Here is an 8,334-nt window from a genome sequence, read left to right on the forward strand (position 1 = left end):
CCCGGAAGAAATCGTGGCTGCCTATGCTTCGATCCGCGACATCCTCGAAGTGCATGCGCGGCAGCTGGCGCCGCTCCTGTCTGATCCGGGCGCCAGGGAGAAAGTGCTGGCCGTGGCAAGGGACATGGCGGCCGGGAAGGCCGAGGGGACGGCGAGGACCGGAGCGCAGGTCCTGGCGGCGCTGCTGAAGCCGGCGCGGCCGCCTGCCGCCGAGCTTCCGGCTCCGAAGGTTTACGGGCCGAGCGCGGCGGCCGCATTGCCGCGATCCCGAGGGGCCGCAAGCTGGTGCTGGAAGTGCTGCCCGAAATATCCCGCGAAGAGTTCGATGCGGCCATCCGGGAATTTGTCCGGGACCGCTTCGGGGACGCTTGAGAGGGCGCATGTCTTGCCACATGGCAAGACATTTGGAAAACGCAATTCCGGGATCGCCTGCGGCGTCCCGCCGGTGGCCGCTTTTGCGCCGCAATTGCGGGCTCAGGGCTGCAGGTCCAGCGGGTATTGCAACGCGTCATGGCTGCGCTGCAGAAGCGGGACCGCGAACGAACGGAAGCGGGTTGCTCCTGTCTCCTCCAGGCCGCGGATGAGTGCCTTGGTGCGTTGCCGTGCCTTGTCCAGCTGTGTGGCAGCCAGGCCCGGCGCATCGCCCCGCTTGATCTCCTGTTCGAGCTCCCACAAGCGCCGCCGTTGATCGGCGACGAAGGCTGCGGCACGTTCTTCGGCGCTGCCGGACAGAGCATTGTCCAGCTGGGCAGCGCGGTCGCGCAGGAAATTCTGGCAGTGGCGATCGATCATGGCCTGTGCCGGAACCTGACCGGCAAAATCTGCAAGCTGGTCCTTCTTGAGAAAGGCGTCGATCTGGGCAAGATAGGCCCGGGATGCCATTGGCGCGCCGCCGCTGCTGCCGGCTTTGGGTTCCTTGCGCCACTGGGAAAAATCCATCTTTTCGCCTTTCGCGATGCCGTGCCCCATTGCGCTGACGGCGCCACAGGCCAGCACGGCGAGGCTGGCGACCCCTCCGGCCATGTCCAGGACAATCGGGCGTCCGAGCGCCTGGAAATCCTGCAGCGCGACCACGAGGATCCCGGCGCGCTTGTCTTCGTGGAGCCCGAACCCGCCGACACGGAGCCAAAGCTGGCCGAATGGCAGATCCGCGAGAGCGGAGATGACCTGCTTGCGCCAGGCATGCTCGCGCACGCGGGCGAGCGGCGCCAGGACCGGATAGTCGATGGAGACATGCGCGCATCCCAGCCGATCGAGCGCCGCGCGCAGCTGGCGGCAGCCGTCCGCGTCGACCGGCAGCCAGGGCTCTCCCGTGCCGCCGAGCAGATGCGTGGGCGCGAGCACCGTGTGGACATGGTGCGCGGCGGCGAACTGCGCCATTCTCAGGATGAGGTCGTCATTCCTGCTGCGGCTGAAATCTTCCGGCGTCCAGGGGCGGTCACGGTTGGCCCAGGGCAGCTTGTCCTTGCTGGCAAAGCGGCCGGGTGCCGCGGTTTCCGCCGCGTTGAGGTCGAGCACGATCTCGCCGGTCCGGTTCGTAGCGAGGTCCTTGGCAACGCTTGCTTTCCCATGCAGATAGGATGCGTCGAGGACGAGCCGTGTCCATCGCGCGTCGGCGCCGAACATGGCGCCCTTGGTCTTCTCATCCAAGTGGAGATAGGCCGGCAATCCGCCCGTGTCGTGGTCCTGCACCTGCACGCGTTCCATGTTTGTTCGCTCTGGATGGATTTGGGCATCGATCGCGTGGCCTGCAAGCCCATGGTTTCCGGAACGAAGTTAATTTCCCGAATTTAATCTCGAGTAGCCGCGACCTTGACAATACCGGCAGCGGGAGCGCCTCATCATGCCCATGGCGGCAGGCTGGAAACCGGAAGATGTCCGAATTGCGGATGCGGCGGAACTGCCGCTCCATCCGGCTGCGCGACCCGCCTTCGAGGCCTGGAGCAGGGCATGGACATCCTGTGCCGGCCATGAGACGGCCGCGCGTGGCGCGGTGGTTGCCATTGCCGCCATGGCCCCGGAAGGGCCTGCGGTTGTCGGCGGGTTCGGGGCCTACCTGCGCGCCCTGGCGGGGGAGGAGGGCATACTCGCGGTTGTCCTGCCCTTCGCGGCCGAAGCGGCGGTTCTGGAGATGGCGCGGGCGGAGTTGGCGATCTTGCTCCGTGCTGCATCCCTCCCTGCCGCAATGGCTGGCGAGATTTCCCGGTCCCTTGCCGGGATGAGTGCCGATATCCCGGCCGGTGAGGCCGGGGCACGGGATGCGGGAAGCCGGCTGGATGGCCCTCCGCCCTTCCGTGTCCCGCGCGCGGCCGAGGGCACCCAGTTCGAGCGCGCTGTCGCGAAATTCCGGGCGTCCCTGGCAGGACCGCCCTGAAGCGCTATCCTGCCGGGTCCACATGTACCGGTATTCAGAAGCGTGCGGCACCTCTTGGCGGCAATGTCGCAGTATTTCAGCATGTTGCGTTTGGAGGCGCTATCCCGATTTCCGCATGTCTACCGGTATTGGGTTCGGGGCGGTCCCGCGCGGGCGTCCCGTTGTTCCGCCCGGGGCGCTATCCGGATCGGCCTCCATGTACCGGTATTCAATTGGGGCGCTATCCGGATGGCCGGGCATGTACCGGTATTGAACGGGCTGGCCGTCCATGCTCAGCTGGAGCCGAGCCACAGCAGCGAGGATGCGGGCGATGCCGGGACCGGAGAAATTTTCCCATCCCCTGTTCGGGGCGGTGCCGCAGTCCGCGTGCCGCGCGCTCCATGCCGAGGCAAGGCGCCTTCTCGGACTGCTGCCGGAAGGGTCCGGCGGAGCCCGGGCCGGGGCCATGGCCCGGCTCGATGCCCTGTGCGGCGGGGAAGCGGAGGCTGCGGCCGGCCCCGCCGAGGCCGATCGTGCAGATCAGTTGCGGCGTGTTCGCCATCTGCAGCCGGACGGCCAGGTCGACAGGCTGCGGATTGCCCAGGCCGTCGCCGCCAGGGCCCCGGGCCGGGGCGTGGAGGCCGGGCCGGACCGTCTCGGCGCCTGGGTGCTGGCCGCGATGCTGCAGCGGCTGGAGGGAGACCCGGCAGAGAACCGCATCTTTGCCGCTGCGGACGGGTACCGCCGCCTGAGGACGAAAAGGCCGGAGGTCCTGGACGGGATCGGCGCGGGCGCGGCACGGGACTTCCCTGCAGTGCTCGAAACGCTCGTCGCGGCCAGGGAGGGCATGCCCTCGGCGGAAGGCCCGGCAGGATCGCCGCGCCGCTGGCTCGGGGCGCTCTGCACCCTGTTCGACGGCGTGGTCCATGACCGCGCCGCAATCCACCGCCGGTTCGAAGGCGGTCCGGGCAGAGTCGTGCTCCGGCGGACATCGGCCGGGGGACCGGAGGATGTCCTCGAATGGGGAGATGACCTCGGGCCGGAAGCCGAGGACGGGCTGGGGACGCCCGGAGCGACAGCGGCCGCGGACGCGCCCCGCGACACGCGCCATGTCACCCGGCCGGGAAAGTCCTTCGATGCCCTGGTGCAGGACCGGGTCTGGACTGCGACGGCAGCTGCGGTGACGGCAACGCGGGGCCTGGCCCTGCCTGCCGAGCACGATGTCCTGACCGGTCACGAGGCCCGGGTCCTTCTCGGTGCGGCACGGGGAAGTCCCGGGGACCCCGGCCTGCAGGCCGCCGCGCTTTCGCTGATCTACGGCCGGAGCGTTGACCGGCTGCTGTCGGCTTTCGGCAGCGCGGGCGAGGGGCTCGTCATCGAGGACGGGGACAGCGATGACGATTGCGTCGCCGGACCGGAGGAGAGCGGGGAATGGGTGAAGGTGGGCGAGACAGTCGTGCTGGAGGCCGCGGTCCACCTGCCGCCTTTCAAGATCGGCGCGCAGGAGGCTGCGGATCTCGGCTTGGCTTCCGACGGGACGGAGCGCTTCCGTCTTGGCTGTCCGGCCGGTTTTGCACCGGGCACCCTTCTGGGACTCGCGCCGGGCATGGCGGACCTGTCGCTGCGCCGCCTCCGGGACCGCGTTGCCCGGCCCTATGCGCGCGGCCGGGTTTCCGGCTGGCTGGCGGCCTGGCTGCGCCGGGCCGGGGCGGATGCCGCGGTGTCCGGAGCCCTGTGCGGCCACGATTCGGGCAACCATGCCCAGATGCACTACACCGCCCTGTCCACGGACCTGCTGCTCGGCTGGTGGGAGCGCGCGCTGCGCGAGGGGCTGGGGCTCGCGCCGCCCGAGCGCGTGCCTCAGCCTGCCCCGGTCGTCGGCTCGCGCGCCCGTCTGCCGCGCGAGCTCCTGCGGCTCGCCTTCGGGGAACTGGCGCAGGACATCGCGGAACTCGGGGCGCTCTGCAGGGACGGGCAACGGCCCGGTCTTGCCGCGGCCGCCGAGGCGCATAACCTGTTCGCGACCTACACGCTGGAACTCCTGATGTTTGCCACCGGGCACCGGCCGGTCGGCGCGCCCTTCGAGAGGGCAGGGGACTACGACCTGCCCACGGCCGTGATGTGGATCTCCGACAAGGCAACCCGTGGCGGCCCCTCCTCGCGCCTGGTGGCGCTTCCGCCCGCAGCGGTTGAGCAGCTCCGGCACTGGGAGGCGCATCTGGGGGCGCTTGCGGAGATGCTTTCGCCGCTCTGTCCCGGCTTGGTGCGGGACCGTCTTGCGCCGCTTCTCAAGCAGCGGTCCGGCGGGTCCCCGCCGCCGCTCTTCTTCTTCCTCGACGGGACAGGGCAGGTTGTCGAGCCGGATCACGCGGCGATCCTGAAGCACCGGGCCACGGTGCTGCCGGTCCAGGACAACGCTGCGCGGCATTTGCTGCGCAGCCACCTGGTCACCGCGGGCGTGGCGCCGAATGCGATCGACGCGGCTTTCGGCCATGCGAGGCTGGGAGAGGAGGCGCTGAGCGCAAGTTCGGCCTTCCGGATCCGGGAGCTGCGCGCCGTTGCCGGTGCGGCCCAGGACCTGCTCGGCGAGCTTGGCCTGGCGCCCTTGCGGAGCCCGCTTTGAGCGTCCCGGCTGCACAGGTCCCCGGGCGGGACCGGCGCGCGGGAGAGCGGCGGGCGCGGCTGGCAGAGGTTGCCCGGACGCTGATAGGGGCCAAGCTGTCCTGGCTGCGGGGAGAGGATCCTCCGCCGCCGGATGCGGATGCCATGATCGAGGCCATGCGCCAGGAGCTGCGGCGGCGCTCCGGCAGTGCCGCCGACGCCGCGCTGGTGACGGATATCCTGCACGAGGCGGTGGATGCCTGGAACCTTGCGCATCCGCTCGCGCCGGTGGCACCGCCCCCGGCGATCACTCCGGTGCGCGCGGAAGATCACGATTGGGCCCCCCGGAAACTGGACCGGCTGCGCCGCTGGCGCCCGTTCGGCGAGGCGCTGGCAGCGCGGCTCGGCCAGCCGGATCCGGCGGCTTCCCCGGCAGAGCGTGCCGGCGTCGTGCTGGCCTCGGCCATCCGGCATGGCGGTCTGGCCGACATGCGCGCCCTCGCGGCGCTGGCGCTCTGGCTCGCGGATCCGCAGGCACGATTCGGCCAGGCTCCCGGGCTTCCGCTGTGGATCGACCTGTTCATGCGTGGTCCGGAGGAGGGCAGCCCGGAAGCCGGCAATGGCCGCCGCGCGAAGCTCTGGGAGCGCCGCCTCGCGATCACCAGCGGCGAGGACGCGGCCGGCCCCTATGCGCTGCGCCGCTGGTTCGTTGACCCCGACAGCCTTGCGGCGATCGCCGCCTGGACCGAGTCCGGACCGGACGCCGGGGATTTCGCGGACCTGCGCGACGCCGCCGGCAGCCTGGCCGGGATTTCCGGCCTGATCGCACGGGGTCTTGGGTTCGGCTCGACGCCGCTGGCATTGACCGTGCTGATCGACGGCGCGCTGGCCGAACTCGAGCTGATGGCCCCGGCCATGGACCGGGCCGCGATTTCGGTCGCCCGCGGACGCCAGCCGAGCTTCTCTCCCACGCCCGAAAGCTGGTCCGCCGCGCTCGGGTCCGTCCCGGACCTGGTGCCGGACGCCGTGCCGCTGCCAGTTCTGGCGGCAGCTGCCGGCCCCCGGCTCGTCGAGGAGCCGGAGGAAGACCCGCAGGCCAGCCTGTCTTTTGCCGCGCTGAACCGGATCCTCGCCAGCATCACGCCCGACGTCGGCACGGATCTGTCCGCGGAGCCCGGCCGCAACCCGGAGGCCCTCCTGGCGCAGCGGCTGGAGGCTGCCGACAGCAGCTGGTGGACGCCCGCCTGCCTCCTGCTGCGCGACTGGTATCTCGCGGAGCTAGGCCGCGGGATCAAGGCGCCTTCCGTCCAGCGCTACCACCACGCCGTGGCGCTGCGCCTGGCCGCCGTGGCGGGGGCGTTCGACCCGCAGCATGCGGAGGCGGGAGAGCTGGCGGACCTCTATTCCGCCGTGATCGACAGCGACATCCGCAGCGAGCGCGAGCGGGGCTACCTGCGCCGCGTCCTGCGCCGCGTCCACGATTGGGCGGAAGCATGTGGCCGCGTGTCCGGCGGCGTGCCGCCGGAGGTGTTCGAGGCGGAGGGCGTTGCCACCCGGGTTCGGGCGCTGATCGTTCCGGCCGCAGCGATCCTCGCCGTCCGATGTGCCATCCGGACCCATCCGGACCTTGGCGCGGACGAGCGCCTGGCGATCGAGGCGCTGCTGATCCTGCAATGGCGGGCCGGGCTGCGGATCGGGGAAGCCTGCAAGGCCCGGGCCACGGATCTCGAACGGACGGACCGGGATCCGGTGCTGTTCATTGTCCGGACGCCTTTCGGCGGCAACAAGACGGCCTGGGCGCGGCGCGGCGTCCGGCCCTTCGCGCTCATGACGGAGGAGGAGGCGTCCGTGTTCCGGTCCTGGCTGGACCGGCGCTCGGCGTTTCCGGCGGAGGGTCCGCTGTTCGGCGTGGCGGGGCCGGACGGCCTCGCGCCGTTCAGCCCGGCGGGCCTGGGCAGGCTGCTCGGCGAGCTTCTCGGGGAAGCCGGCGGCTGCGGCGCCAGCGGCCACACGCTGCGCCATGCGGCGCTCACGCATCTGCACCGGGCAATCTGGGAGGCGCGCCTGCCGCATCCGCATCCGCTCGTGGATCGCGCCGCGCTCCGCATCCGGCTGTCCGGCTGGACGGCGGCGGAGGCCGCGCGCGCGGCGGACAGCGTCGCCCCCCTGTCGATGCCGCGGGATGCCTGGCGTGCGCTGTCCCGGCATGCGGGGCATCGCGGCCCGTCCATCACCAGCCAGTCCTATGTCCATGGCTGGGATCTCGCGATTTTCGAGGGGTGCGCGCGGCGCTGCAGCGCATCGCAGTACGACGCTCTGGCACGGAGGCTGGCGGCGCGGCTGCGCCCGCTAGAGCCCGGTCGCCTGCCGGCCGGAGGGCTTGATGCGGTGCCCGGCGCCGCGGGGGCGTGGACGCCCTTGCGGTTCGCCCAGGTGCTGGAGAAGCTCGACGGGGGCGAGATGACGGAGGCCGGCATTGCGGCGCAGCTTGGCACGGCGGGGGATATCGCGGCGTCGCTCGGCGCGGCGCGGGCGCTCGCCGCGCTGAGGACGCGGAAGGGCAGCCCGCGGCTTCTGCCGCCCGGCGCGGAAGGCAGCCTTGCGCCGCACTGGCCGCGCAGCCGGGCGGAAAGGCGCGAGGCCCGTCTGCTCATGGAGGAGTTCTGGAACCTTCGCGGCAGTCTCGGTGCAGATCTTGCCTGGTGGCTTGCGAAGGTCCTGCTGTCGGCCACCCGGTCCAACACCGGCATCCGGCTCGGCACCCCGGAAGAGCTCCGGCGCTGCCTGGAGATTCTGGAGCGGCTGCCGAGGAAGCGGCGCTGGAGCCTGCATCTGGAAGTGCCGGCCGACGTTGCCGGCATGGACCCCTGGCTGGAGGTGGCCGGGGAAGGCGTTCCCCGCCGTGCCAAGCGGGGCATCCGCTCCGTCATTGCCGTGCTGCGGCTGCCGCGGCCGGATTTCGAGGACGGGGAGACGGGCCTCGCGCGCATTTCCGGAGATTATGCGTCTGGCGCGCCGGTAACGGCGGCCCATGCCCTGGCGATTGCGCTCGCGCTCGGCCCGGAGGACCTCGAGCGGGCGCTCGGCCGCTAGGGCATTCCGGCATGGGATCGCAGGCTGGCACGGACAGTGCCTGCATGGAACGGCGCTGCCCGCGTCCAAGGACCGGGGCATTGCCAGTTCTTGCCACGTGGCAAGACTTTTCGCGAGCTTCGCTGCCGGCGCTCTCCGGGGCGGCCTGGGCGCCCGGATCAGCCGCCGGATTGTTCCGCGTTGCCGGGCATCAGGTTCGGGACATCGGCATAGGTCTTTCCGGCGAGGAGGCGGCGGACCTGCTCCGGGCTGGCGCGGCGGCGGTCGACGCCGTCGAGCTTCTCCGC

The 8,334-nt window shown here is 71.2% G+C and carries 4 protein-coding genes; 3 read left to right on the forward strand and 1 reads right to left on the reverse strand.

What is annotated here, in order from left to right; all coding sequences use genetic code 11:
* Positions 1-474: 474 nt before the first annotated feature.
* Positions 475-1,707 carry a hypothetical protein gene (locus FGX59_RS35175; protein ID WP_138473195.1) on the reverse strand — a complete coding sequence of 411 codons (1,233 nt, stop codon included), beginning with the start codon at positions 1,705-1,707 and terminating at the stop codon, positions 475-477.
* 136 nt (positions 1,708-1,843) lie between these two features.
* Between FGX59_RS35175 and FGX59_RS35180 the strand changes: the two genes are divergently transcribed.
* The 3 genes from FGX59_RS35180 to FGX59_RS35190 all read left to right on the forward strand — a co-directional run bounded on the left by FGX59_RS35180 (position 1,844) and on the right by FGX59_RS35190 (position 8,047).
* Positions 1,844-2,374 (forward strand): hypothetical protein, encoded by a 531-nt coding sequence (locus tag FGX59_RS35180; RefSeq protein WP_138473197.1) that lies wholly within the window; start codon positions 1,844-1,846, stop codon positions 2,372-2,374.
* 523 nt (positions 2,375-2,897) lie between these two features.
* Positions 2,898-4,976 (forward strand): hypothetical protein, encoded by a 2,079-nt coding sequence (locus FGX59_RS35185; protein ID WP_138473199.1) that lies wholly within the window; start codon positions 2,898-2,900, stop codon positions 4,974-4,976.
* 143 nt (positions 4,977-5,119) lie between these two features.
* Positions 5,120-8,047, forward strand: a complete 2,928-nt coding sequence (locus FGX59_RS35190; RefSeq protein WP_138473201.1) for a site-specific integrase — start codon at positions 5,120-5,122, stop codon at positions 8,045-8,047.
* The last annotated feature ends 287 nt before the right edge of the window (positions 8,048-8,334 follow it).

The sequence above is a fragment of the Poseidonocella sp. HB161398 genome (assembly GCF_005870025.1).
GTDB lineage: Bacteria > Pseudomonadota > Alphaproteobacteria > Rhodobacterales > Rhodobacteraceae > Mangrovicoccus.

Bases quoted from the DNA above. Each gene is read 5' to 3' on its own strand.
- FGX59_RS35190 (WP_138473201.1), top strand. From the start codon at position 5,120: ATGATCGAGGCCATGCGCCAGGAGCTGCGGCGGCGCTCCGGCAGTGCC.
- FGX59_RS35175 (WP_138473195.1), bottom strand. From the start codon at position 1,707: ATGGAACGCGTGCAGGTGCAGGACCACGACACGGGCGGATTGCCGGCC.
- FGX59_RS35180 (WP_138473197.1), top strand. From the start codon at position 1,844: ATGCCCATGGCGGCAGGCTGGAAACCGGAAGATGTCCGAATTGCGGAT.